Annotated in this window: 18 protein-coding genes; 7 read left to right on the top strand and 11 right to left on the bottom strand. The window is 49.5% G+C overall.

Translation table 11 applies throughout. From position 1 onward, the window contains the following. The first annotated feature begins 2 nt into the window (after positions 1 to 2). On the top strand, positions 3 to 1,496 hold the full coding sequence (galT, locus tag EGV91_RS12070) for a UDP-glucose--hexose-1-phosphate uridylyltransferase (RefSeq protein WP_135504078.1): 1,494 nt from the start codon (positions 3 to 5) through the stop codon (positions 1,494 to 1,496). A gap of 76 nt (positions 1,497 to 1,572) precedes the next feature. Here the strand turns inward: galT and EGV91_RS12065 are convergent, their stop codons facing one another. From EGV91_RS12065 to EGV91_RS12025, 9 genes are all read right to left on the bottom strand, one after another. Beyond that, complete coding sequence (locus EGV91_RS12065) at positions 1,573 to 3,603, bottom strand: beta-galactosidase (RefSeq protein ID WP_135504076.1); 2,031 nt, start codon at positions 3,601 to 3,603, stop codon at positions 1,573 to 1,575. A 30-nt stretch (positions 3,604 to 3,633) separates the two neighbouring features. Continuing rightward, a complete protein-coding gene (locus tag EGV91_RS12060; RefSeq protein WP_135504074.1) occupies positions 3,634 to 5,358 on the bottom strand; it encodes a glycoside hydrolase family 35 protein in 1,725 nt (574 codons plus the stop codon). Between the two features lie 79 nt (positions 5,359 to 5,437). Further along, positions 5,438 to 7,648, bottom strand: coding sequence for an alpha-galactosidase (locus EGV91_RS12055; protein WP_135504072.1), 2,211 nt, complete (start codon positions 7,646 to 7,648; stop codon positions 5,438 to 5,440). A gap of 138 nt (positions 7,649 to 7,786) precedes the next feature. After that, on the bottom strand, positions 7,787 to 8,614 hold the full coding sequence (locus EGV91_RS12050; RefSeq protein ID WP_135504071.1) for a carbohydrate ABC transporter permease: 828 nt from the start codon (positions 8,612 to 8,614) through the stop codon (positions 7,787 to 7,789). After that, the gene (locus tag EGV91_RS12045) at positions 8,611 to 9,558 is read right to left on the bottom strand and encodes a carbohydrate ABC transporter permease (RefSeq protein WP_135504069.1); all 948 of its coding nucleotides are present in this window, start codon (positions 9,556 to 9,558) and stop codon (positions 8,611 to 8,613) included. The genes EGV91_RS12050 and EGV91_RS12045 overlap by 4 nt, the downstream gene beginning before the upstream one ends. A gap of 111 nt (positions 9,559 to 9,669) precedes the next feature. Further along, positions 9,670 to 10,968: an ABC transporter substrate-binding protein gene (locus tag EGV91_RS12040; protein ID WP_135504067.1), complete on the bottom strand. Its 1,299-nt coding sequence runs from the start codon at positions 10,966 to 10,968 to the stop codon at positions 9,670 to 9,672. 653 nt (positions 10,969 to 11,621) lie between these two features. Further along, positions 11,622 to 13,409 (bottom strand): sensor histidine kinase, encoded by a 1,788-nt coding sequence (locus EGV91_RS12035; RefSeq protein ID WP_135504066.1) that lies wholly within the window; start codon positions 13,407 to 13,409, stop codon positions 11,622 to 11,624. Further along, the gene (locus EGV91_RS12030; RefSeq protein ID WP_135504064.1) at positions 13,369 to 14,931 is read right to left on the bottom strand and encodes a response regulator transcription factor; all 1,563 of its coding nucleotides are present in this window, start codon (positions 14,929 to 14,931) and stop codon (positions 13,369 to 13,371) included. The genes EGV91_RS12035 and EGV91_RS12030 overlap by 41 nt, the downstream gene beginning before the upstream one ends. Positions 14,932 to 15,190: 259 nt before the next feature. Beyond that, on the bottom strand, positions 15,191 to 16,687 hold the full coding sequence (locus EGV91_RS12025) for a flotillin family protein (RefSeq protein WP_135504062.1): 1,497 nt from the start codon (positions 16,685 to 16,687) through the stop codon (positions 15,191 to 15,193). Between the two features lie 450 nt (positions 16,688 to 17,137). On the opposite strand from EGV91_RS12025, the gene EGV91_RS17140 reads away from it, so the two are divergent. Both EGV91_RS17140 and EGV91_RS12020 read left to right on the top strand, forming a co-directional pair. Beyond that, positions 17,138 to 17,287, top strand: a complete 150-nt coding sequence (locus EGV91_RS17140) for a hypothetical protein (RefSeq protein ID WP_158290611.1) — start codon at positions 17,138 to 17,140, stop codon at positions 17,285 to 17,287. Positions 17,288 to 17,311: 24 nt separating this feature from the next. Next, positions 17,312 to 17,569, top strand: a complete 258-nt coding sequence (locus EGV91_RS12020; RefSeq protein ID WP_135504060.1) for a hypothetical protein — start codon at positions 17,312 to 17,314, stop codon at positions 17,567 to 17,569. Between the two features lie 45 nt (positions 17,570 to 17,614). Here EGV91_RS12020 and EGV91_RS12015 read toward each other — a convergent pair whose 3' ends face one another. Further along, a complete protein-coding gene (locus EGV91_RS12015) occupies positions 17,615 to 18,223 on the bottom strand; it encodes a type 1 glutamine amidotransferase family protein (RefSeq protein ID WP_135504058.1) in 609 nt (202 codons plus the stop codon). A 362-nt stretch (positions 18,224 to 18,585) separates the two neighbouring features. On the opposite strand from EGV91_RS12015, the gene EGV91_RS12010 reads away from it, so the two are divergent. The 4 genes from EGV91_RS12010 to EGV91_RS11995 all read left to right on the top strand — a co-directional run bounded on the left by EGV91_RS12010 (position 18,586) and on the right by EGV91_RS11995 (position 23,217). Further along, positions 18,586 to 20,685: an MMPL family transporter gene (locus EGV91_RS12010; protein ID WP_135504056.1), complete on the top strand. Its 2,100-nt coding sequence runs from the start codon at positions 18,586 to 18,588 to the stop codon at positions 20,683 to 20,685. A gap of 66 nt (positions 20,686 to 20,751) precedes the next feature. Continuing rightward, positions 20,752 to 21,423, top strand: a complete 672-nt coding sequence (locus EGV91_RS12005; RefSeq protein ID WP_135504055.1) for a response regulator transcription factor — start codon at positions 20,752 to 20,754, stop codon at positions 21,421 to 21,423. Next, complete coding sequence (locus EGV91_RS12000) at positions 21,420 to 22,811, top strand: sensor histidine kinase (RefSeq protein WP_135504053.1); 1,392 nt, start codon at positions 21,420 to 21,422, stop codon at positions 22,809 to 22,811. The genes EGV91_RS12005 and EGV91_RS12000 overlap by 4 nt, the downstream gene beginning before the upstream one ends. 16 nt (positions 22,812 to 22,827) lie before the next feature. After that, a complete protein-coding gene (locus EGV91_RS11995) occupies positions 22,828 to 23,217 on the top strand; it encodes a hypothetical protein (RefSeq protein WP_135504051.1) in 390 nt (129 codons plus the stop codon). On the opposite strand, the gene EGV91_RS17275 is transcribed toward EGV91_RS11995, so the two are convergent. Then, positions 23,200 to 23,379: hypothetical protein (locus tag EGV91_RS17275; protein ID WP_206662872.1), on the bottom strand; the 180-nt coding region annotated here is incomplete at its 5' end. The genes EGV91_RS11995 and EGV91_RS17275 overlap by 18 nt on opposite strands.

Genomic DNA, 23,379 nt, shown 5'->3' with positions numbered 1-23,379 from the left:
AAATGGTTTACGAAAATCTTCTTGGACTTATTCACAAAGCCATCGAAACAAACTTGATAGAAACGGATGATATCGATTACGCCCGCAACCAGGTGATGAATCTGCTGGGGCTGGAATCGTTTCCTGAACACGCCGTCGAACCTGCAGCGGATACCATTCCGAACCTGCTGGAAAACTTGATCGGCTATGCCGTGCAGCAAGGCGTGATTCCGGATATCTTTGACGATAAGGAAATGCTGTCGGCCAATATCATGAATTGCTTTGTGGCCCGCCCTTCTTCCATCAACGCTTTATTCAATGAACAATATGCCGAGTCGCCGATCGCCGCAACCGATTATTTTTATGAATTAAGCAAAAACAGCAATTACATCCAGATGAACCGCATCAGGAAAAACATTTCTTATAAAGCGGATACGGTTTACGGCAAGATGGACATTACGATCAATTTGTCGAAACCGGAAAAAGATCCGGAGCAAATCAAACGGGAACGTGAGATGAAACAAACGCTTTGTTACCCGAAATGCCTCTTGTGCAAGGAAAACGAAGGCTATGCTGGACGGATTGGCTACCCGGCACGGGCAAACCACCGTGTCGTCAACATCCCTCTTACCGGGGAAAACTGGTATTTCCAGTATTCGCCGTATGTCTACTACAACGAGCACAGTATTTTGCTGTCTGAAGAACACCGTGACATGAAAATCGACCGCGGCGGATTTGAGCGCCTGCTTGCTTTTACAGCACGGTTCCCTCATTACTTTATCGGTTCAAACGCCGATTTGCCGATTGTCGGAGGATCCATTCTAAGCCACGACCATTACCAGGCCGGGCGCTATGAATTTGCGATGACCAATGCGGAAGAAGCTTTTACGTTTCCGCTCACTTCCCATCCGGATATCGCTGCCTCTGTCGTCAAATGGCCGATGTCGGTGATCCGCTTGAAAGGCGAAGAAATCGGCAAGCTGGTGAATGCTGCCGATGAGATTTTACAGACGTGGAGAAATTATTCCGATGAAGCAGCAAATGTCCTGGCATTTACTGGCGATACACCGCATAACACGATTACGCCGATTGCGCGAAACCGCAACGGGCTGTTCGAAATCGACTTGGTGCTGCGGAACAACCGGACAACTGAGGAATATCCGTCCGGGATTTTCCACCCGCACTCAGATGTCCAGCACATCAAAAAAGAAAACATCGGTTTGATCGAAGTGATGGGGCTTGCCGTCTTGCCGCCCCGCTTAAAAGAAGAACTGGCGGAAATCGAGGAGTTTCTGCTCGGACATGCACATAATGTAGCTGCTCCCCACCTCGAATGGGCTGAACAGCTAAAAGTGCAATATGGCGTTCTTACTCTACGTGAAGATGTCGAAGTTCTCCTGCAAAAAGAACTGGGGAAAAAATTCGTCCGCGTGCTGGAAGACGCCGGCGTGTTAAAAGAAGCGGCTGCATTCGAACGCTTTATCAGCACCTTGAACAAACAAGGTGTCTGTCCATAACGCATAAAAAAACAGGCTGATCCTTTTTCAAGGGTCAGCCTGTTTTTGTGTCTTTCCTTTTGTCAGCAAATCCGTTTTACACTTTCGCTAAAATCAAGACGCCTTTCGCTTCGAGCTCCACGTTCCCGTTCAATTGCTGATCCGTCAGCAATTCCTGGTACTGGCTGTCTTGCAAATCGATCGTCGCTTGTTCAGCATTGTGGTTCAGCACAAACAGGTAGGTTTGGCCATCTTTCACGCGTTCCGTCGTTTCGATGCCTGCAGGTACTGCCAGCAACGGCTCGACGCCCGCTTCTTCGCACACCGTCTGCAGGAAGTCGACGAGGAATTCCGCATCCGGGCTTGACGCCACGTACCACGCTTTCCCTTTGCCGAATTGATTGACCGTCAGAACCGGCATGCCTTTGTAGAAGTCAGAGCCGTATTCTGCGACGGCTTCTGCGCCTTCGGTATGGATCAAGTCAAACAGCAAATTGCATGAATAACTGCCGCTCATGCTGCCGCGGTCATCTTTCAGCACAATTTGGTTCGTCTCATCCGGATGAAGCGCATCGATTTCCTCCGCCCAAATGCCAAGGACATTACGCAATTCGCCTGGGTAGCCGCCCAATGTGACGATGTCGGTTTCGTTGACGATGCCGCTGAAGAACGTCGTCAGGAACGTGCCGCCGTTTTCAACAAACGCCTCGACTTTCGCTGCATAGCCTTCTTTGACCATGTACAAAATCGGAGCAATGACGACATCGTATTGGCTCAAGTCTTCTTCCACGCCGATCATATCGACTTGGACATTCAGCTTGTAAAGCGCATCGTAATATTTATGGACTTCGTTGACGTAGTCAAGCGACACCGAAGGCCCGCTTGATAGTTCCACTGCCCAGCGGTTTTCCCAATCAAAGACGATCGCCACTTTGGCATTGACCCGTGCATCAAGCAAGGTATCGCCCAATCCTTTGAACTCATTGCCGATTTGCGCCACTTCATTGAATACGCGCGTGTTTTCGTGTCCGACGTGTTCAATGACCGCTCCGTGGTATTTCTCGCAAGCACCGACTGAACGCCGCAGCTGGAAGTAAAGGATCGTATCCGCTCCGCGGCCGATTGCCTGGTAGCTCCACAAACGCATGACGCCTGGGCGTTTCAAGGAATTATACGGCTGCCAGTTTTGCTGGCTCGGCGTCTGCTCCATCAGCATGAACGGCTGGCCGTTCTTCAATCCGCGCATCAAATCGTGCGTCATGGCCGTGTAACTGAACGGCGTATCGATCGCCGGGTAATTGTCCCATGATACGACGTCCATTTCTTTCGCCCATTTGAAATAATCCAGCATCGGATACGTGCCCATCAGGTTGGTTGTGATCGGCGTATTCGGCACGTGCTTGCGGATCGCATTGTATTCAAGCTTGTAGCAATCGAGTAGGCTGTCCGATTGGAAACGGCGGTAATCGAGTGAAATGCCCTGGAAATCGGATTCGTTGTTTTCGCGTTCTTCACTCAGCATACTCGGTGCAACGATTTCGTCCCATTCGTAGAATGTATGGCCCCAGAATCCGGTATTCCACGCTATGTTGAGCTTTTCAAGCGTGCCGTATTTGTCGCTCAGCCACTCGCGGAATGCGCTTTGGCAATTGTCGCAATAACAATAGCCGCCGTATTCGTTGGACACATGCCAGATCAAGACGGCCGGGTGGTCTTTGTAGCGCTCTGCTAATTGCTCTGCAATCTTCTCTGAATACTCGCGGTACGTCGGGCTGTTCGGGCACGAGTTGTGGCGGCTGCCGAATTTCCGTTTTCTGCCGTAGAAATCCACGCGCAAAACGTCCGGGTATTTCTTCGCCATCCATGCCGGATGCGCAGCCGTACTTGTTGCGAGGCATGTGTAAATGCCGTTTTCGTAAAGGCGGTTGATCTTATCGTCGAGCCAGTCAAAATTATACGTTTCTTCATTCGGCTGATTTAATGCCCATGAAAAGACATTCAATGTCGCAACGTCGATGCCCGCCAGCTTGAACATGCGGACGTCTTCGTCCCAAATTTCTTTTGAATCCCATTGTTCCGGGTTGTAGTCCCCACCGTGCCAGATTTTCGGCAATTTATCGTTGATCATGTTTTTCCATCCCTTCTGGTTCCGCTTCGATCACCCAAGCTTCGGCTGATCCAGCAATTGGATTTGGTCGGTTGCCGTGTTTTCAAGTTCCAACACGACAATTTCATTGTTCTCGTTTTTCAATAAAGGCCCCGGCAAGTAAAGCCGCTGCTGCGGCCCCGCTGTGTTCCAATAGCGGCCGAGGTTAAAGCCGTTGATGAAGACGTTGCCTTTTGTGAAACCGTGCAGATCGACATATGTATCCAGGCCATCCGCTGCGTCAAACGAACCGCGGTAGAATTTCGGGAAGCGCTGGTCCTGGTTGATGCCGTAAACTTCAGGCAAACGGTCCAGCTCCACTTTGAACATCTCCCAATGGAAGAAATATTGCTCGCCGAGCCATGGATTTTTGACGAGCCCTTTTGGATCGGTCAAGTGTTCGCCGTAATTGGCGCGCCCCATGTTTTCAACCAGGATTTCCAATGTGTTCACCGCTTCCGGAAAATCGAGGACGAGCTCTTTTTCCGTATCGTTGATATACGTTGTCGCAACGCAGCGGCCATTGATGTAGATGAAGCCTCGGTCGCGGATGTTGCTGGAGTTGAATTTCAAGGCGCCTTGGCGATTGACCGTCGTGCGGTAAAGCGTATAGCCGTATGATTGGTCGATGTCTTCCATTGCCAGCGGCACAATGTGCTCGGCTTTGCCGCTGATGGCTTCCAGGACGTCGAACAAACTGACGGATTCCGTAAGCATGACCTCTCCATATGCTTTCGCCGATGGTGCCTCCACAAAATCCGCTGGCACTTCGCGATACTCGCTCAATACCTTTTTGACCGCCTTGTATTTCTCAGTAATGGCCCCGCCCTCTGTCAGCAAGCTGTCGTAATCGTAGCTGGTGATTGTCGGGTAATAGATATCGTAATGATTGGCGCCGTTCATGAAGCCGAAGTTCGTGCCTCCATGGAACATATAGAAATTAACGGAAATGTTCTTTTCCATGATTTCCTTGAAAACTGCAGACACATCTTCCCCGCTCCGCACTGTGTGCTCACCCGTCCAATAATCAAACCAGCCGATCCAAAACTCGGCCACCATTTTCGGTGATCCTGGCTTGAACGCTTCCAGTGCATCGAACGCTTCGCCGACGCGCGAACCGAAGTTCAGCGTCGTTGTGACATCCGGCATTGAGCCTTGCTTGATAAAGTCCGGGCCGTCTGATGTGAAGAGGAATGTATCCAGTTCATGCTTTTCGTATTGTTCTTTGTAAAATGCCAGGTACGCCCCATCGTTGCCATACGCACCGTATTCGTTTTCGATTTGCATGGCGATGACCGGTCCGCCGTTTTGGTACAAATGCTTTTTAAACTTTGGCAGCAATTCAGCGAAATAATCTGATACATGCTTCAGAAAAGACGGATGGCTGCTTCTCATGACCAAGCTTTTATGCTTCAGGAGCCACGACGGCAAGCCGCCCATTTCCCATTCTGCGCAAATATACGGCGCCGGACGCAAAATCACGTAAAGCCCTAATCTATGCGCCAGTTCGATAAAACGTTCGATATCCGCCATTCCAGAAAAATTGAACTCCCCTTTTTTCGGTTCATGGAAATTCCACGGAATGTAGGTTTCAACTGTATTCAGCCCCAGGGCCTTCAATTTCAGCAAGCGGTCTTCCCATTGTTCCGGCACCGTGCGGAAATAATGCATGCCGCCTGATAGGATTTGGAAAGGCTCCCCTTTAAAATAAAACGATTCGTTTTGAACAGTCAGCACTTCGACGCCTCCTATGTGAGTTGGAATGAGGTTGAATTGTCGGTATTCAGCGTCAGCGCTTAACCGAAGCTCTACCCTATTACACTTGCTTCAACTTTAGAACAATTGATGAGAAGTCAGATGGGTGTTCGTTGGAGCGGATGCGGTTGAGCTGGAATCCTGCAGCCATCAATTCATCGCCGTAAAAGGTATCGTCCATCCCTTCGATTGCGTATTCGAATTCCGGGTTTAACCCTTTGAAGAAAATGCGTGTGAGCCCAGGGTTCGGCTGCGCCAGGACTTGGTAAAAGCCGAGCATGGCCTCGCGTTGGTCTTCGGAAACGGCCACCCAGCTGGTGCGGTTGCCGTCTTCAGCAAATGGACTCTCGATGCGGTAAAATCGCCCTTGCTGAATCAGCGAACGATTTTCTTTATAGAAAGCGATTTGCTGTTTCACTGTTTCTTTTTCCGCTTCCGTCATCATGGTGACATCAAGTTCGTAGCCAAAAGCACCGAAATAAGCGACGTTTGCACGGGTCTCGAGGCTCGTCATCCGGCCAACTTGATGGTTGGGCACTGCGGAGACGTGGGCGCCCATTGAAGAGATCGGGTAAACCAGCGATGTGCCGTATTGGATTTTCAAGCGTTCGACCGCATCGGTGTCGTCACTCGTCCAGCCTTGCGGCGCGTAATGCAGCATGCCTGGATCGAACCGGCTGCCGCCTCCTGCGCAGGATTCGAACAAGACGTGAGGGAATTCCGCCGTTAAGCGTTCGTATAAGGAATAGACGCCAAGAATGTAGCGGTGCGCCACTTCGCGCTGCCTGTCTGCCGGCAAGTCCAGCGAACCGACTTCGGTCATATAGCGGTTCATGTCCCATTTCACATAGGAAATCGGTGCATCCCGCAACACGCCAGCCATCAATCCATGGATATAATCCACCACTTCCTGCCTTGAAAAATCGAGGACCAGCTGATTTCTGCCATGCGACATTTGGCGGTTTGGCACGCGGATCACCCATTCAGGATGGGCTTTATACAATTCGCTGACTTTCGACACCATTTCCGGCTCAAACCACAAACCGAATTCCATGCCCAGGCCGTTAATGTCTTTTGCCAATTGGGTCAGGCCATTCGGCAATTTGCGGGAATCGGGCGTCCAATCGCCTAACGACGTCGTATCGCTGTCCCGCTTGCCGAACCAACCGTCGTCCAAAACAAATAACTCCACACCCAATGCCTTGGATGCCTTCGCGAGTTCAAAGATTTTCTTTTCATCAAAATCGAAATACGTCGCTTCCCAGTTGTTGATCAGCACCGGACGTTCGCGATCGCGCCATTGCCCGCGGGCCAAACGCGTCCGGAACAGGCGGTGGAAAGTCTGGCTCATGTCATTCAAACCTTCAGCCGAATAAACCAGCACCACTTCCGGCGTCTGGAAAGCTTCTCCACTTTTCAGCAGCCAATTGAACTCGAACGGGTTGATGCCGATCATCAAACGGCTTACGTCGTAATGATCCACTTCCACCTGCGCCAGGAAATTGCCGCTGTACACCAGGCTCATGCCGTACACTTCACCTTGGTGTTCGGTTGTTTCCGGCCGTTTAAGTGCAAGAAACGGGTTGTGCTGGGCACTGCTCGTGCCCCTTGTGCTGGCAATGCTTTGCATGCCGGGAACCAGTTTGCGGTTTTTGATGTGCCGCTCTCTGGACCAGGCACCGGACAGCTGCACCATTTCAAAATTCGAATCCGTCAAATCAATGCTGGCGCTCATCGCTCTCGCCACATTCACTTCTGCTTGTCCGTGATTGATAAAGCGAGCTGAGCGGGTAATTGCATTCAGTTCATCGAATACCGTATACGAAAGCCGGATTTCAACGTCGATTTCTTTATCGTATAAAGAAATTTCCAAAGTGGCCGCCTCGTCCTCGCTCTCCACATACGTCGCAGGCAAGCCTTCCAGCTTGTTCTTCCCTTGACGGATGCTGTGGTCTTGATAGACGAAATGCGTGATGCGGCTGCCGTTTTCTTGCAGCACCTGGTAAGCAGGCTCCCGAAAATCCGTCGTTCCGAAGGCCGGGTATTCCTGTTTCAATATATCCAATGAAAATACGAGGTCGCCTTCATTGACGCAAGCGGTATTCGGAGTCGCCTCCACATGGAACAAGCGCTGAAAGGACTCCCGATGGCGCAGCTTTTTCCCATAATAAAGCTGGCCCAGCTGGCCATTTTCCAAAACGCTAAAAATATAACTTGTTTTTTCAGTTTGCAGATGAAACTCCCGAGTGGAACCGTTATAAAAAATCGGCACAATTAACCTCCTACTTGTCACTTCGATAAAGTGGACTTCTTGCTTTGCCTAGCCCTTGGATGTGGCGCAAAATAGCTGAAAGCAACTATGCTTTTCTCCTGCTTAATCAGCTGTTTTTCGGACTATCGATGATTAACTTTAACCTTTAACCGAGCCCATCATTCCGGCAACAAAGTGTTTCTGCATCAAGAAGAACACAAGTGCAGTCGGCAATGTGGCGATGACGATCGCTGACATGATGACGCCGTAATCCGGCGAATAGCTCGAGCCGAGATTCGAAATCAACAGCGGAATCGTTCTTTTTTCCGGTGATTGCAGGATAACCAATGGCCACAGGTAATTGTTCCAGCTGTTCATGAATGTGATGATAGCTGCTGCAGCATAAGTTGTTTTCATTGTCGGCATGTAAATCCGGAAGAAGACGCCAAGTTCGCTCAAGCCGTCGATGCGCCCTGCTTCAACCAGGTCTTTTGGAAACATTTTCGTGTTCTGGCGGAAGAAAAAGATGAAGAACGCGGTTGTCGCGGTTGGCAAAATGACTGCACCCAGCGAGTCGATGCCGATTAATGGCGCGGTGTCGCTGATGCTGCCGAACATGCGGTAAAGCGGAACCATGATGGCCGCAAACGGAATCATCATCGACAGCAGCAAAATATTGAAGACGATGTCTTTTCCTCTGCTGCGGTGGATTTCAAAACCGTAGCCTGCAAGCGATGCGAGCAAAAGTGTCAAAACGGTCGTGATGACCGCGATGATCGCCGAGTTGGCGAGCGCTGGTACGATGTCCACTGTCGCGAACAAGGTTTTCATGTTTTCGATCAGATGGGTTCCCGGCAGCAAGCGGCCTTGCGTCACGTCCACCGATTTATTGGTGATGCTGACAAGCATCCACAGGAACGGGAAAATGGACACGATGGCTGCGAGGCTTAGGAACGTGTAGATGAAGATTCTTTTCAAACTTTTCATTTTCTCTCACCCGCCACTCTGAATTGAATAATTGAAAGAATTACCACCAAGATTACGATGACGTACGATACAGTTGACGCGTAACCGAAGTCAGGCGTGTATTCGAAGGAAAGGTTGTAGATGTACTGCGAGATCGAAATCGTTGCATTTCCGGGTCCGCCATTGGTGATGTTGACGATTTCATCGAAAATCTGCAATGTTCCGATGGTTGATGTGATCGATGTGAATAAAATAATCGGCTTCAGCATCGGCACCGTGATTTGGAAAAATTGCTGGAAGGCGTTTGCGCCATCAATTCTGGCTGCTTCGTAAATCGACTTGTCGACGTTTTGCAAAGCCGCCAAGTAGAAAATCATGTTATAGCCTGTCCATCTCCAAGTAATGGCAAGGATGATGACCACTTTCGCCCAAAAGGGATCAGCTAAAAAGTTGATCGTTTCGGGGATGAAGCCGAAGTTGAGCAGGAATTGGTTGATGATGCCATCGATGCCAAACAAGTATTTAAAGATGACCGAATAGGCAACGAGTGATGTAACACATGGCAGGAAAATAGCGATTCGGAAAAAGCCTCTGAACTTCAATTTAGGATCGTTCAGCAATACGGAAAAGAATAACGCCAATACAATCATCAATGGCACTTGAATGAGCAAATAGATTGATGTATTGGTTAGCGCTGCGATAAATGTCGGATCACCGAACAATCGCTTCCAGTTCTCTAAACCCACATATTCGAGATTTCCGCCCATTCCGGATTGGAACGATAAGAGAAAGGCTTGGACCATCGGATAAAAGTTGAAAATCGTGATTGCGATGACTGAGATAATGATGAACAGCCAACCAACTTTTTTCTTAAAAAACACACCTGTTTTTTCGCGTTTGGTTTCTTTATAGCGCAAGCGCACTGGAAGATCCATTTCACCTTTTTTTGTTGATTGCTGACTCATGGTCCTCATTCCTCCTATAAAAAAAACTTGAGCTGAGCCGCACTGGTGAGCGAACAAGCACTTCTACCAGTTATTCGGCGTCAACTCAAGGCTTCATTTATTTTCAATCAATTATTTGAGTTGTGCTTCAGCTTGTCCTTGGACATTTTCAAGTACTGTCGTAAGCTCTGCGCCGTTCAAATAATCCTGCATTCCAGTAACCAAGATATCTTCGATCGCATACGTGTGAAGACCATAATTGACTGCTGGAATTTCATCAGTCCATGTTGATAGATCAGTGATGAGCTGCTGTCCGCCAAAGAATTCGTCTTCGACTGCATAGGCATCTCCTTCAGCTGCTGGTGAATAGGTTCCAAGAGCACCGATGTCTTTAACAAGTGTTTGATACAAATCAGGGTTTGAGCCGAATGTGTTAAGCATGAAATCTGCTGCTTCTTCTTTGCCATCTACGTTCAAGACATACCAAGAGCTGCCGCCCAAGTTAGATGCGTTTACCGCTCCGTCCATATCCAAGCGCGGCATTGGAACCACTGCCCAGTTGCCAGATTGATCTGCACCTTGTTTAACGCTTGGTGTAATCCAGTTGCCTGTTGGAACACTGGCAACATCTCCGCTGTTGAATGCGCCAACAAACTGGCTCCAGTCAGAAACGATTTTTGCGATGTCCGCATCCATCATCTTTTTGTATGTTTCAAATGCTTTTGCAAGTGTTTCGTTGTCTGCAAGGTTTGGTGTAGAGCCGTCTTCATCGACATACCACGAACCGTTTGTCTGGATCATCATGCGGACCTGCGCCAAATCGTTCGGATCCAATGTCAGCATGTTTTTGCCTGTCGTTTCTTTGACTTTTTTACCGATTTCAATGTATTCGTCCCACGTGATATTCGTAACGTCTTCCACTGTATAGCCAGCTTCTTCAAGATAATCTGTGCGGACATACAATGCAGCTACGCCAGAATCGAATGGCAATCCGTATTGCTCGCCTTCGTGGCTTGTCGTTGCGATTTTGTATTCAGCAAAGTCGGAAGCTTCGATCACATCCGTCAATGGATGGAATGCATCCGGATAAGCCTGCAAGAAACTTTGTGCGCGGTAATCTTCGATCAGCACAATGTTCGGCATTCCTTTCGTCGTACCTGAGCTAAGCCCTGTGTTCAATTTCTGGATAATATCGTCTTGCGCATTTTCAATGATTTCGACTTCAAACTCGCCGTCTCCGTTGTATGCTTCTTTTGCTTTTTCAAGAGCTGCAATGTTGAATGCCGGGTCCCAAGCCCAAGCTGTAATGGTGTCTGTACCGGATGAACCTTCTGAACCGCTGCCTCCGCTTGCTTCTTCATCCCCTGAAGAACAAGCTGCCAACACAAGCATGCCAACTGCCAGCAATAACATAAGATAAAACTTCTTCATCTTAAATCCCCCTTTTTGTAAGCGCTTAACTTTTCGCCTTACATACAGTATAACGACCAAAAAAAAAAGATTGTTAGCACAATCTTTAGGTGTTATATCCGAAAATTTTTGGATATTTCAAACTTATGCAATTTTTATTCGGACTATTTTTAGGTACTTGTAATTTTGTTGGATATTTTAAACTGTCGAGAAACTTAGATGGCTGTTTATGCATTTCGCTTCAGGCGGACGCGTTCCGCGGGCCTGGCTTCAGTCTCCTCGTCGCTGTCGCTCCTGCGGGGCCTTCAGCTCAGGCTTTGCCCGCTGGAGTCGCCGCCTTCCGCTTCATTCAAAGATATTTCTTATTAGCGAGTTAGTTCATTTACTGAAGCACATGAAAATTACACTTTCTGCAGTTTCTTTCGTGTTCTCCAGATATGGAGCAAACCAGCGGAGACGCCTGCGGGGCAGCGTAGCGACGAGACAGCCGAGACCCCGCAAGGAGTGAAGCGACTGAGGAGGCTTGGCGCTCGCCCGCGTCAAAAAACATGTGCTCCTGCAGCACTCTGTGCTTCGTCGCAAAGGCATCGATCCAATTCTTGGGTCGCTACCTTCGCAGCTGTTTTGCGGAATATCGGCTCCGTCAGAAAAATGATTAAAATTTCTCAACAAGCTTATATTGCTGGAATTTCTATCTTTAGAAACGGCAATTCCACTTTCACTTTCGTTCCTTCGCCTTTTTCACTGGTAATTTCTACACCGTATTCTTCTCCATAAAGCAATTGAATGCGTTCATGGACATTGCGGATGCCTATTCCACTGAACAGATGGCGTTTCTCTTTGATGTCTTCTTTCGTGTGGTCGCCTTTGATCTCCATGCCGTCTCCATTGTCCACAATCTCGCATAACAAGTTATCACCTTTTTTGGATACGAGGATTTGCACAAAGCCTCCTTTTTTTTCGTTGAATGCATGGAAAAACGCATTTTCAATAAACGGCTGCAGGATCAGCTTGGGAAGCTGGCAATCCAGGCAATCCGGAGAAATGAAGAAATTCACTTTGATGCCGTCGCCGTAGCGTGCTTGATTGATCAAGACGTAATTTTTCAAATCCGTTATTTCCTGTTCCACGGTGATGGTTTGATCGACGTTGCTGAGGGCGTTTTGCAATAATGAAATCAGCGCATGGATCATATCTGTCGCTTTTTCCTTTTTGCCTTGCTGCACCATGAATTTCACTGACGCCAAGGTATTGTAAAGGAAATGCGGATTGATCTGGTGCTGCAGCGCCATCAACTCCGCGCCGCGCTGCTTTTGCTGGGCTTGGACGACAAGGTCCACGTATTCCTGCAATTCGCTGAGCATCGAGTTGAAGGCAGTAGCGATTTTTTTCGCTTCATAGCCACCGGTTTCTGCCACCGGCTTGTTGAAATCGTGTTTGGCCATTGTCGAGATTTGCTTGACCAATCGGCTGATGGAATTGGTCATGCGGCGGGAAATGATGAAGACCACCATCACAGCGAGCAGGACGATGCCCAGACTAATCAGGAGAATTTCTTTCGTATTAACCAAATTATCCAGCACCGCGCTTTTATCCACCAGGTTCACCAAATACATATTATAGGTCGGAAGGTATTGCGACATTAACATGTAATCTTTATCCAATACATGGACATCTTTAAATTCCATTTCCTCGTCGTCGACTTCTTTTGCCAATGCCATGACGTCGACCGCATCGTCGCCGATCAATTCTTTTTTATTGCTGGAAATGATCCTTCCTCTTTCATTGACCAAGAGCACTTCGTTTTCAACGCTGGTATAGCCTTCATAGAATTCTTTCAATTGCGCTTCACGGATCGGGAAATAAAGGACGCCGTAAATTTCACCGGTCGACCATTCCATCAACGCTTTTGTCGCCACAATCATCGGTTCGTCATTAAAAGAGTTGGACGGCAAAAATTGATACACAAGCCGATTCGGCTGATTGATCGCGTATTTCGTAATCGGGTGGTTGCGCAGCACTTCCCAGGAGACGGGCCAATTCGAATAATTCACGTTGTACAGCCGTTCGTTGAAGCCGAGCACAATCATATTCGCGTCATACGACTCGACTGACGGATAAATGCGCTCGATTTGTAAGCTGATGTCATGATAGGCTTTCGACATTTCAATGGCGTTCCCATTTTCTTGGGTCAAGACTCTTTTGATGGTTCCATTGTTTTGCACTTCATTTGCCGTGCTGACGATGGCAAAGCTATACGCTTCGAATTCCGTCTCGATCTGTTCCAAGGCTTTCGTGTTGGAAATACTGAAGGTGTCCATGAATAAATCTGAAGACATGCGGATTGAACTGAATGTAATCAGGAGCGATACCGCCACGATGCTGATAACCATGATCAGGAACATTTTGATAAACAGGCTGTTATTTCTTAAGACTAGAAAGGCCTTTTTCTTCATTTTCATGCTGCACTTGGAGCTCCTTTCGATAGCTGCCTGGAGACATTCCCGTTATGCGTTTAAACACTTTGCAGAAATAGCTATGCTCCGAATAGCCGACCATCCCGCTGATATTCGAGATGGACACCGTGCTGTTTTCCAGCAATTCCATCGATTTTTTGATGCGCACCCGGTTCAAATATTCGCTGAAGCCTTCTTTGTGGTGCGTGCTGAAATACGAAGACAGGTAGGACGCGTTAAAGTGGAAATGGTTCGCGATTTCAGACAGCCGCAATGGCTCCGTGTAATGCTGCTCGATGTACGCCAGGATTTTATCAAGGTTATTTGCGGGGTCAGCCGCTTTGTCGCCCAAGAGCATGATTGTCCGCACTCCTTCCAGGAAACCGTTGAACTGCTCCAGCGCTTCGTTGACATCGACAGCTTCGTTAATGGTCGAGAAATAGCCGTATTTCTTTTTCTCAAGGTCTTCGGTGTTGTATTTCATGGCATCCAATAAGACGATGATGTTGAAGACAATATTGCCTAAAAATGATTTGAATTCAAAGCTGTCGTTATTAAAACGCCCCGCCAAATAATCGACGTGGTTTTCCAAATAGGTAAAAGCTGCATTGAACAGCCGGTCTTTGAACATTTCGATGAAATGGTTCAAGTCGAAATTGGCTTGCTTTTCATTTTCTACCGGCAAATTATCGTAGACGAATAAACTCGTATCCGGCAAATAAAACCCATACTTTTTCATCTTGGAGCGGCCTTCATCGTAAACCGTTTTCATATCGTCAATGGAATCGAATGGCTCATACACCATCCACATGGTGCCGATCAATTCGAGAGCCTGGTATTCGACGGCCAGTTTGATGGCTTCCAGCTGATGCGGTTTGAAATTAAGCAAAAGCAGCGTTTCAGTGTCGCTGGAATTCAAAGCGAAAATTGGCAGTTCTTCAAAAATAGAGCGTTTTAATGCCGTTTTCAGCTGATTCGGATCCAAGTCTTTTCCGCGGATGCCCACTAAAACGAATTGGCTATTGGGCAGCACATCGGATAAAACCGCCCCTTCCAAGGCCAAGTCGTATCCAAGGATCATGCTCTCGAGCATTTCTTCGGCAGAGCGTTCCGGCTTTACTGCCGATCCGGAATGCTGCAAGTCTGGAATCCTTCCCACCACTCGGCTCAAGATCCGCAATAATTCAGGGCCGTTTAACTTAGGCTTTAATATATAATCGGCGACGCCGTTCTGGAACATCGACCGCACGTAATCGAAGTCTTCAAAACTGCTCAAGACAATGAATTCAGTGTTTGGAAATTCTTTCTTTCCTTCTTTGACCAAGTCGATGCCATCCATGATCGGCATGACGATGTCCGTAATGACGATATGCGGAGAAAATTCCCCGATCAATTGCATCGCCTCTTTGCCGTTCGAAGCTTCTCCGACAATTTGAAAGCCCTCTTGTTCCCAGGCAATATAATTAATGATTCCTTGTCTGATCAACATTTCGTCATCGACAATAAGAACTTTGCACGCTTCTCCCATGAACTTACCCCCTTAAAATGAAACTCATAAGAAAATCCCGATCCCCTCAGATCCGGCTATCTGTCTACTGGACTGCTTCGTTTGTTCAATCCCATTCACCTGGCAATTCTCTGAATTCTCATTCTTGCCAATCTACAGATATGTTACCACCTTTTTATAGAATCATGTCGATTAAACAAAACATTGAAATTTTTGCGCATAGCAAAACCCGCCGCTCCTTCGCTTTTCACAGCAAGGGAGTTGCGGGTTTTATTAGTCCTTAACGGTGCTCATAAGTTTCGATGGCCCCTTCTTCAATTGGCGATTCCATTTCTTCCTGCACAGCCGGCATTGTCGCCACCGGTGCTTGAGCAGCCGGCTGGTTGTTGCGGTTGACATAGGACTTCAGCAAATCGCCGATGTCGATGCCGGTCATTTCCTTAAGCGGTTCCTGCATGTCGACCATCGTTTTCGTAACGCTCCGGCCGAACGACGGGATGCCTTGGCCGTTGCCGGAATCAATGATTTTCACGGACTCGATGTTGCTCAGCGGCAAGGCGACTTTCTCTGCAAAGACCGGCAGCATGTCGATCAGTTTTTCCGTGATGATCACGTCGCCGTGCTCTTCCATCGCTTCTGCAAGCAATTTACGGGATTCAGCTTCCGCTTTACCGCGCTCACGGATGACTTCGGCCTCTGCCGCACCTTCTTCGCGCTTGATCTTCGCTTTCGCCTCGCCGTCGATGACCGCTCGGCGGGCATCCCCTTCAGCGGAACGCGTCGTTTCGTAAAACGTCGCATCGGCTTTTGTTTTACGCACTTTGCTTTCTTCTTCTTCTAGTTTCACGGCACGTTCCCGCGCCATGAATTGGAGGTTCAATTCTTCATCCTGGATTTCCATCGCGAGCTTGGCTTTTTCCAGTTCATACGATTGCTCGGATTTCGCACGCGCGCGCTCGGTTTCTTCCATAAAAGCAGCGTCTTTCAAGTCTTTCTCTTTTCTCGATTCCGCAGTGGAAATCTGGCGCTTGTATTCTTCTTCTTTCGCTTCCTGATCGGTTTGCGCACGGTGAATCCGCGTTTCGCGTTCGGTGTTCGCTTCGGCGATTTCAGCGAGCTTGCGCACTTCCGCTATCCGCGGCCGTCCGAGATTCTCAAGATAGCCGTTGTTTTCATCGGCGTCGCGTAAATCGGTCAATCCGAGTGAGGTGATCTTGAAGCCCATCAAATCAAGCTGTTTCTGCGCGATATCCTGGACGTCATTATTGAATTTCTCGCGGTCGCTGTTGATGTCTTCCACGGTCATTTTCGATAAGATCGCGCGCAAGTTCGAACCGAGTACTTCAATGATTTCAGTTTCAATCTCTTCCTGCTTTTTGCCCAAAAACTGCTCGGCGTAATTGGCGATGCCGTTCAACGTATCTGCCACTTTCACCATCGCCACAGCGTCCGCAACAATCGGCACACCAGCGTTCGTGTAAACGCGCGGCGTTGCTAGCTTCAGTTGGAATGATGTCAAGCTGACCGGCGTCGAAGTCTGGAAACGTCTCAGCAGATAGCCTCCGCCCCGGATGATTTTCATCGAACGCCCTTCGTCGTCGGTGAAGATGTTCGTGTCTTTTGTCGGGTCTCCCAATTTTGGTCCGGTGATGATTAATGCTTCATTTGATTTGGCGGTGCGGTACCGGATTTTCATCCAGAAGAAATACCCCACGCCTGCAATCGCTGCAATGATCAGCAACGCGATAATGACTGAAATGATGCCTAAAGATTCCATCGTGCTTCCACTCCCCTTTGATCGAATAGTTGCCGTTCCCCCAATACGCCACTCCTCGGTTCTTGCTATGTACTGTTTTGCGTGTGAGATGGTGGCCTATAGTATGTATACGGATGACTTGTCTAAATGTTTCAAAAAAGGGAATGTTTTTACAGAAATTGCAAACGAGTCATGGCCGGCGAAGTCATGCGGCTTCCGGGGCGAGGTGCGGAATTTCCGGTTTGAGGTGCGTTTTTTTGATGCTGAGGTGCGAAACTTCCTTCGCGAGGTGCGTTTATTCGACCTGAGGTGCGAAACTTCGGGTGTGAGGTGCGTTCACGAATAAATCCTATTGAAATACTCCCCTACGCGATTCAATCCAAAAGAAACGAGGTGATAGGCTGGCGCAATAGAAACTGTTTTGAAACGTTTCCCCTACTGTTCCGTATTACAGGAAAAGGGGGTTTATTCATGGCTGGAGATTTTTTAATGTTATTTCCGCTCTTATTTAATTTTATTTTTATTGGCGTCGGGGTTTATATCGTTTTCGCTTTTTTGAAACAAGGCAAAGAACGCAATGTTCTTTTGAAGGAAATTGCTGAAGAGCTGCGCAGGAAATAGTTTTAGAAAGGGGCTTGGTCCGACATGGGATTGTTCCGATTTTTGTTTCTTGATAAGAAGTATTTGGTCCACACGGCATTCGGCCAGGAAATGCGCGACCGGGCTGTCAGCGGGTTCGAAGCATTGGATATTTCATACGACCTTGTGCAGAAGATGAATGACACGGGCTTCGGTGCTACCGGCCAAAGCAATATCCCTTTGGCGAGAAATTCTTCCGCCAGCAAAGTTCAATACGATTTTTATGTAAAAAAAGAAGATCGGCACCGCTGCCATCTCAATTAAATTGCCCGCACAAAAACCGCAGTCGCCCGACTGCGGTTTTTCTCTTTAACGCTTTTTCATGAATTCATGGTAGCCGCTCTTGAAAAACTCGTACCACTCATCAATCTCTGCTTGCGGCGCTGACTCGAGCGCTTCCATCATCTCTTTGCCGAACTCGAGAAATGCCGATCCGTTCGCCGTGACAATCTTGCCGTCGCGCACGGCCTGCTGCTCCGCGTAATCCGACTCGCCCGTATAGTTTTCCGCCGATGCCTCTTTCAAATCCGCCAACTGGTTGCTCGTATGGCGGACATCATTCAAGACGCCTTTCATGCCCAGGAACACGGACGCGTCGCAAATCGCCCCGACGACTTTATTGGCATCGAGCGCTTTTTGCACGAGTTCCATCACCGCTTTGCTTTCCTCTTTGCGCCACGAATTGCCGCCGATCAGCACGACGCCTGCAAAATCGTCTCCGATTTCATCAAGCGCATAATCCGGCAGCGTACGGAAGCCGCCGATCGAACGCACCGGCTCTTTGCTGAGCGACACCGTCTTCACGCAATAGCGCTGCTCGCCCTGTTCCGGCTTCTCGTTCAATGCCGCCGCAAGCGAAGCCGCCTCCCAATCCGCATACTCATCGAGCACCACAAACAAAACTTCCTCCAACTTCATCCGAACATCCCCTTTTCACTAAACTCACTCTTCTTCTGGCTGAATCTTCTATTTACTTCGCATTATAGCATTTTGCTCCGATTGAAATAAGATTCGAAGGGCGGAAAAGCTTATTTGCCTAAAAGAAGCGCGCCTTTAAGGCACGCGCTGACGAATACGCCCCATTGCGTGTGAAATACGCTCGATAAAGGACGAAATACGCTCGGCAAGAGCTGAAATACGCCCCAGTAGCGCCGAAATACGCTCGGGAAGTAATTTGAACCGCAAAACTGTTCATATCTCCGCCACTGAAAATTGATATTCAATTTATATTCGTCGGCTATGATGATTTCGATAGCAATAGAGAAAAAGGAGTGTCACGCATGAACAAATTCTTAAACCCGATCACCGATTGGGTATCCACTAAACGGGGCATGTGGATTACGATCATCGTCTGGTTCGTAGGGATGATCGGCCTTAGCATGGGCCCGACGTTAAACGATTATAAAGTGGCGAACTTCCAGTCGCTGCCCGATGACGCCCAGTCGATCATCGCGGACCAAAAACTGGAGGAATATTTCCCGAACGACCAAGGCACGCCGGGCATCCTCGTGTTTCATAACCCGGAAGGCGATGTGCAGTTAGAAGCTGTCCAGGAAATCCTGGCGGGCATCACGGCAGCTGAGCTTGATGGCGTCGAGTCGATTGTCGACATCAGCCAATTGCCGCCGCCTGCTTTGGAAGGCTTTTATTCGGAAGACGGTACGACGATGATTGTGCCGATGGCGCTCGAAGCGGGGCTCGGCAGTGCCGACTTCGCGGAAATCAACGACGAAGCGTCGGAAATCGGCCGCGATATCGCCGCTGATTTCAACGCCATGGAATTCTACATCACCGGTCCCGCAGGCATCGCGGGTGATACTGTGAAACTGTTCGAGCAAGCGGATTTTGTGTTGTTGATTGCAACGGTGCTGATCATTTTGGTCCTGCTGATTGTCATCTACCGCTCGCCGCTGCTGGCGGTCATTCCGCTGCTGGCAACGATCATCGTCTACCAGGTCGTCAACCAAACGCTCGCGTTCATGGGGGCTGGCGGATTGGAGCTGACGAGCCAGACGACGTCGATTATGAGCATCCTGCTGTTCGCGGCAGTCATCGATTATTCGTTGTTCGTGTTCTCCCGCTTCCGCGAAGAACTGAACCATTACGAAAGCAAATACGAAGCAATGAAATACGCCATGCGTGCTACCGGCGAACCGGTATTCTTTGCCGGCGGCACCGTGCTGGCCGCGATGCTCGTGCTGTTCTTTGCGGATTTCCGCGACTACTCGAATTTCGCGCCGATTTTCGGCACAGCCGTTTTCGTCATCATGATTGCGTCAATCACGCTGATCCCAGCGCTGTTCACCCTTTTCGGCCGCAAAGCGTTCTGGCCGAAAGTGCCGAAATACGGCGAAGCCAAAGAAATGAAACATGGCATCTGGGGGCCGGTGGCGAAATTCGTCGTCAACAAGCCGTTGTTATCGGGTGGCCTTGTCGCCATCCTGCTGCTGGTTTCGGCCATCAACATCATCAATTTGGAATTTGAATTCGATACAGTGAAATCGTTCCCGGACGATTTGCCTTCCCGCGTCGGCTATGAAATCGTCGAATCGAAATTCGACAAAGGCGAAATCGCCCCTTCCACTTTGCTCATCGAAAGTGATGAACCGATCACAGAAGAAACGGCTGCGGTGTTAAGTGAAGAGCTCACTGCATACGAGGAAATCGCCTCTGCGCGCCTGTCGGGCCAAACCGAAAACGGCGAAGCGGTGAAATACAGCATCGCGCTGTCGCTCAATCCGTATTCAGTGGAAGCACTCGATTTCATGGAAGACTTGCGCGCCGACAGCGGTTCGCTGCTCCAAGCTGCGGACATTGACGGTGAAGCGCATTTCGGCGGCATCACACCGAAGCTTGTCGACGAACGCGCCGTCAACAACAGCGACATCTACAAGATTGTGGCGCTTGAGACTTTATTGATCCTCGTGTTGCTGTTCGTGCTCACACGTTCGTGGAAAATGCCGTTTTATATGATGGCGACGATTTTATTCTCCTATTTGTCAGCGCTTGGCCTTGGCATTTTCCTGGTCGATGTGTTGTTCGGCTTTGAGGCGATCAGCACCCGCGTGCCGGTTTACGCGTTCATCTTCCTGGTCGCGCTCGGCATCGATTACAACATCATTCTGGTGTCGCGCTTTATCGAAGAACGGAAATCGCTGCGGGTCAAGGACGCGCTTGAAATCGCCATCCGCAATACGGGCGGCGTCATTTCAAGCGCCGGCATCATCCTCGCTGCGACGTTTGCCGCGCTGACGACAATGCCGATTGCAGATTTGTTCATCTTCGGCTTTATGGTGTCCATCGGCATCCTGATTGATACGTTCCTGGTGCGCGGCTTGCTGCTGCCGGCGTTGATATTGTTTTTTGAAAAAGATCAGTAAACCCTGCATACTAAAGATAACGGGAAGCCGCACCTCAGGGCTTCCTTTTGATGGGGAGGAAACCGCATGAAAATTCTTGTCGTGGACGACGATCTGTATATCCAGCAATTGGTGGCGATCCATTTGGGAAATGAAGGCTATAAGGTGCTGCGGGCAAGCGACGCGGATGCAGCGCTGCTGCTGCTCGAAGAAGAAATGGTCGATCTCGCCATCGTCGACGTCATGATGCCCGGCATGGACGGCTTCGAGCTGACCCGCGTCCTAACACGCGAACTCGGCATCCCCGTCATTCTTTTGACAGCCAAAGACCAGCTGGAAGACAAGGAAAAAGGCTTCTTGTCGGGCACCGAGGATTACGTCGTCAAGCCGTTCGAGCCGAAGGAATTGCTGTTCCGCGTCAAAGTGGTGCTGCGGCGCTCCGAGCGTTCGGTCCAGGAACACTTGCAGGCCGGCAATTTGTCGATCAACCGCCGGAATTTCGAAGTGGCGATTGGCGATGAAATCCTGATCTTGCCGCTGAAGGAGTTCGAATTGCTGTCGCTCCTGGTGTCGCGCGCCAACCAGGCAACACCGCGCAGTCTGCTGATGGATTATGTGTGGGGCGAAGAGCACGAAGGCAATGAAATGACGCTCAACACCCACATCAACCGCATCCGCGACCGGCTGAAACGCTACGGCGCCAACGTCGAAATCCATACGCTGCGCGGCATCGGCTATAAGCTCGAGGCGCCGAAATGAAGACCTTGTACCGACAATTCACCGTCGCAACGCTGTTTATTCTGTTCATCAGCATCCTGGTCGGCTTCACCATGGCGAATTTCTTTTATTTGACGGTGACGAAAAACGAAACCATCAAGCAGAACGTCGCCATCGCTGAAGAAATCGTTGGCACGCTCCAAATGGTGCCGTACTCGGAAGCAGGCTTCGACAGCTATTTGGAAGCGGTCGCGAAGCTCGGCTACCAGATTGCGCTCGTCGACAGCTCCGGCAATAAGACCTTCTTCGGCGAAGCGTTCGATGACACGGCGTTTCCGGATGAAGCGAACCGCGTGCTGACGGAACGGTCCGTCTACACCGGCTTGGACAATTTCACGGACCAGATTTTCATGATCGGCCATTTCACCAATGAATTGCACAACACGGTCGGCGTCCCCTTCGAACTCGGCGGCGAGCAATACGGCTTGTTCATCCGGCCGGACACGAAGCTCGTGGCAACCGATATCCATTCGGTGCTGATCGGTTTTGTCGCAGCGATTGCGCTCGTCATCATCATCGGCATGCTGTGGATGGCGCGCCAATTGACGCGGCCGATTGTCCAACTGACCGAAGCGACGAAGCATATCGCGCGCGAGAACTACAGTTTTCCGTTGGATATCCGGCGCAACGACGAAATCGGCCAGCTGTCGGAAAGCTTCAATTTGATGCAGAACCAGCTCAAGCACAACGACCTGGCGCGCAAATCGTTCATCAGCAACGTATCGCACGATTTCCAGTCGCCGCTCATGAACATCCAGGGCTACGCTGATCTTTTGAAATCGCCCGATTTGCCGGACGGCGATCGCCTGTCCTACACATCGATCATCGACCAGGAAGCGAAGCGGCTGTCGAGTCTGACGCGGCAATTATTGCTGCTGACGTCGCTCGACCAAGGCGCGTATCCGTTGAAAATGAAGGAATTCAGCCTCGATGAGCAATTGAAGAGCGCCGTTCAGAAATACCGCTGGCGCTTGGAGGAACAAGACATCAATTTGTCTTACCACCTCGCCCCCACCCGTTTCCGCGGCGATCCCGAATTGCTGGAAAACGTCTGGGATAATTTATTGACCAATGCCATTAAATACAATAAACCCGGGGGCAGCATCGAGATTTCGTTGCAATCGGACGAGTCCGGCGCAGTGGTGTCATTCAAAGATACCGGCGTGGGAATATCACAAGACGCCTTGCCGCAGCTGTTCGACCGCTTTTACCGGGGAGATGCCGCACGCAAGAAAGACGGCACCGGGCTCGGCTTATCGATTGTCCAGCAGATTGCCGAGCTGCACCACGGCACGATCGAAGCCGAAAGCACACTCTGCGCGGGCAGCCTATTCACGCTGCATTTGCCGCAGACACCTTTAAAAAAATAATTGGAGGATTTAATTTATGGAAAAAGTTTGGAGTTTACGTTTGATCCAGTTCTCAGCAATCTTCGGCTTCCTGGGCACTTATCTTGGATCGCATATGGCGGGGCAGATGGATTACGCCTTGCGCCCGATCCACGCACATATTCTGCTGGTCGGCTGGCTATCGGTTTTCGCCTGGGGCATTTTCTACCGCGTCTACACGATCAAATACAAAAAGCTCGTCGCCTTCCATAGCATCCTCGCGATGGTTGGCGCAGTCGGCCTGACTGCCGGCATGTGGATGTACAATTTGAACCCGTTCAATCTAAGCGACACGCTTGTCCTTGTGTTGTTCATCGTCGGCGGTACGCTGTTGCTGCTGGCGTTCCTGTTGTTCGCAGTGATCACGTTCCTAACGGAAAAAGAATAGCTTTACAGCAAACCCGCTCTCGGCATTTTCATGCCGAGAGCGGGTTTTTGTTTTGACATTATGAGGTTTTCGATTTTGCTCGGGTGCGGCTGGAATACGCCCCATTGCGTTGAAAATACGCTCTGTTATTGAAGAAATACGCTCTGCAACGGAGGAAATACG

The organism is Planococcus koreensis (assembly GCF_004761975.1).
Taxonomy (GTDB): domain Bacteria; phylum Bacillota; class Bacilli; order Bacillales_A; family Planococcaceae; genus Planococcus; species Planococcus koreensis.
The sequence above is the reverse complement of the archived record's forward strand: the minus strand, read 5'-3'. Positions and strand labels throughout refer to the sequence as shown.

Coding starts and splice junctions, on each gene's coding strand:
- EGV91_RS12000 (WP_135504053.1), top strand. CDS start 21,420: ATGAAGACCTTGTACCGACAATTCACCGTCGCAACGCTGTTTATTCTG.
- EGV91_RS12045 (WP_135504069.1), bottom strand. CDS start 9,558: ATGAGTCAGCAATCAACAAAAAAAGGTGAAATGGATCTTCCAGTGCGC.
- EGV91_RS12005 (WP_135504055.1), top strand. CDS start 20,752: ATGAAAATTCTTGTCGTGGACGACGATCTGTATATCCAGCAATTGGTG.
- EGV91_RS12065 (WP_135504076.1), bottom strand. CDS start 3,603: ATGATCAACGATAAATTGCCGAAAATCTGGCACGGTGGGGACTACAAC.
- EGV91_RS12050 (WP_135504071.1), bottom strand. CDS start 8,614: ATGAAAAGTTTGAAAAGAATCTTCATCTACACGTTCCTAAGCCTCGCA.
- EGV91_RS17140 (WP_158290611.1), top strand. CDS start 17,138: ATGGCTGGAGATTTTTTAATGTTATTTCCGCTCTTATTTAATTTTATT.
- galT (WP_135504078.1), top strand. CDS start 3: ATGGTTTACGAAAATCTTCTTGGACTTATTCACAAAGCCATCGAAACA.
- EGV91_RS12025 (WP_135504062.1), bottom strand. CDS start 16,687: ATGGAATCTTTAGGCATCATTTCAGTCATTATCGCGTTGCTGATCATT.
- EGV91_RS12010 (WP_135504056.1), top strand. CDS start 18,586: ATGAACAAATTCTTAAACCCGATCACCGATTGGGTATCCACTAAACGG.
- EGV91_RS12035 (WP_135504066.1), bottom strand. CDS start 13,409: ATGAAAATGAAGAAAAAGGCCTTTCTAGTCTTAAGAAATAACAGCCTG.
- EGV91_RS11995 (WP_135504051.1), top strand. CDS start 22,828: ATGGAAAAAGTTTGGAGTTTACGTTTGATCCAGTTCTCAGCAATCTTC.
- EGV91_RS12020 (WP_135504060.1), top strand. CDS start 17,312: ATGGGATTGTTCCGATTTTTGTTTCTTGATAAGAAGTATTTGGTCCAC.
- EGV91_RS12030 (WP_135504064.1), bottom strand. CDS start 14,931: ATGGGAGAAGCGTGCAAAGTTCTTATTGTCGATGACGAAATGTTGATC.
- EGV91_RS12015 (WP_135504058.1), bottom strand. CDS start 18,223: ATGAAGTTGGAGGAAGTTTTGTTTGTGGTGCTCGATGAGTATGCGGAT.
- EGV91_RS12040 (WP_135504067.1), bottom strand. CDS start 10,968: ATGAAGAAGTTTTATCTTATGTTATTGCTGGCAGTTGGCATGCTTGTG.